General features: G+C 36.8%; 1 protein-coding gene. It reads left to right on the top strand.

Annotated features, from left to right (window positions below; translation table 11 throughout):
- Positions 1-393: 393 nt before the first annotated feature.
- A partial coding sequence (locus ABS911_RS15245) for an alcohol dehydrogenase catalytic domain-containing protein (RefSeq protein WP_350468253.1) occupies positions 394-690 on the top strand: 297 nt, incomplete at its 3' end.

Raw genomic sequence — 690 nt, 5'->3', positions numbered from 1 at the left:
ATGTTTTTTAATAGTTGAATAGATAGACCTTATTCAATAGTGTGGTGAATAGTGGGATATTCTATACAAAATACGTCCTGAATGCATTTTTTTGTCAAAGGCGAGCGAAAATAACCTGTAATTTACATAGGATTAACTGCACTTATTTATCTGATCCATATTTCAGTGTCGGTCTTAGAACGCTTATTGTCAGATAGCGACTTGCCAATTGTAGCTTTAGTAGCAGGAATTCCTTGTCATTTAGGAGTAAAGTTATATAACACCGCTAAAAGGGACCTTAAAATAAAGAATTTTTTTCACGTAAACGGTAACATAACTTTTGACTTAAATTATGCAAGGTGATAAACTGCTAACATAGCTGGAATTATCACTTTTATATTAAAGGGAGATTTTATGCGCGCAGTAACATGGCAAGGAAACGAAAAAATGGAAGTCAAAACAGTTCCCGATCCGACGATTGAAGAACCAACCGATATGATCATTCGTATTACAGCAACAGCGATTTGCGGTTCTGATTTGCATTTATATCACAACGGAAAACCCGTCATGGAGGAAGACTATGTAGTAGGGCATGAGCCTATGGGGATTGTAGAAGAAGTTGGTTCTGCAGTGACGAAAGTGAAAAAAGTCGACCGAGTTGTTATTCCTTTCAACATTGGTTGTGGAGAGTGTCATTTCTGTGCTCATCAT

It is taken from the genome of Carnobacterium sp. (assembly GCF_040274425.1).
This window is presented reverse-complemented; position numbering and strand designations above follow the sequence as displayed.